A 1,634-nucleotide genomic window follows, 5' to 3' on the forward strand; every position below is an offset into this window, starting at 1 on the left:
AAAAAAACATTTATCACAGGCATTAACTCCTTGCAACTCCTATATCTCCTTTATTTTTTCTTATCCCTTATCCCGAATTGACGTAACTCCTATAAAGTAATAGGCGGGCATTGAGCAACAACGCCTCCAACTTCTCATCAATTGACTATAGATGTCAAGGTTACATTTCATTCACTACCCTTATAATTTGGCAGGATTTTTGCTGTAGCATAGATTTTTAATATATTGTATTTTTCAACTCTTTGGTATACAGTTTATCTGTAAAGATTAATTTTTATTTATCTTTGAAATCATAAAATATCACTATAAGGTCAGCAATTATATCCAGGATAAAAACTGGATTAAATTACTAAAAACTATTTAGAATAATTAAACATTTTTTAATTTATGAGGTAAATAATTATGGCTACACTTGAAAAAATTATCCAAGATTTGAAAAACAGATAGCAAATTAGTGAAATAAATTTGTCTTACATAGTTATAGGTGATAAGGGAGCCGAGGAACTAGCAGAAGCCTTAGAGAACAATACCACTGTGAAAAAAATAGATTTGATGTCAACCGGCATAGGTAATAAAGGAGTATATGCATTAGCAAAAGTCTTACCGAAGAGTGCTGTAAGAGAAATAGATTTGTCTCACAACAATATAGGTAATGATGGAGTTGAGGCACTAGCAAACGCCTTAAAGAACAATAGTGCTGTGACAGAAGTATATTTGTCTCACAACCAGATAGGCTATGAGGGGGCGAATGAACTAATAAAAGTCTTACAGAACAGTCATGATGTAACGGAAGTATTTTGGCATGAATACTCATACCATGAAGAAAAGTTAAAAGTATCTCAAGCCTTAAAGAACGATAAGACTGCAGTGATAATAGATTTGGCTAGAAACCAGATATCTAGAAGTGAAATGGGAAAGAAATGGCTAAATAAAGCCTTAGAGCAAATTAACACTGTGCCGGAAATACATTTGATACACAGCTATATAGGTGATGAGGAAATAAAGACACTAGTGGAATCCTTAAATAACAATAGCACTGTGAAAAAACTAAAATTGGGCTGCAATCAGATAGGCAATAATGGAGCGAAAGCACTAGCAGACTTCTTAAGAAATAACAAAACTGTGGTAAAAATAGACTTGCTTTGCAACCAGATAGGTTATGAGGGAGCCAAGAAACTAGCAGAAGCCTTACAGAGCAATAACACTTTGCAAGAACTAGAATTGAAGCACAATCAGATAAGCAATAAATTATTACAGGATATAAATGAACTATTAAAGAAACACGAATTACAAGCCATAGAAGAATTACAAGCAGAAAAATATAATTTAGAATTAAAGGTTGCCGATGATTATACTGAGGTACCGTTTCTTGGTGATGAAGATTCTTCAGCAACATTAAACATGTAAGGATTTTTTAAGTAAAATTTCCATATATTACAAAAACCTGAAGAAATATTATGGTAATTTTTATTCTTCAGGTTTTTGTATTTGTTATATAGTCAATTGATGAAAAGTTGGTGACGTCGTCACTCATCGCTTGCCTATTACTTATAGGCGTCGCTCCTGCTACCCAATTCTCCTGAATTAATGGTATGGACCTACCCTATATACAGAATGAGAAGCATATGCTAATC

At 33.0% G+C, this 1,634-nt stretch carries 1 protein-coding gene; it reads left to right on the forward strand.

All coding sequences use genetic code 11. The annotated features are described in order from the left end of the window. Positions 1 to 465 precede the first annotated feature (465 nt). Positions 466 to 1,407 carry a leucine-rich repeat domain-containing protein gene (locus tag RiCNE_RS06930; protein ID WP_094649820.1) on the forward strand — a complete coding sequence of 314 codons (942 nt, stop codon included), beginning with the start codon at positions 466 to 468 and terminating at the stop codon, positions 1,405 to 1,407. The last annotated feature ends 227 nt before the right edge of the window (positions 1,408 to 1,634 follow it).

It is taken from the genome of Rickettsia endosymbiont of Culicoides newsteadi (assembly GCF_002259525.1).
Classification (GTDB): domain Bacteria; phylum Pseudomonadota; class Alphaproteobacteria; order Rickettsiales; family Rickettsiaceae; genus Tisiphia.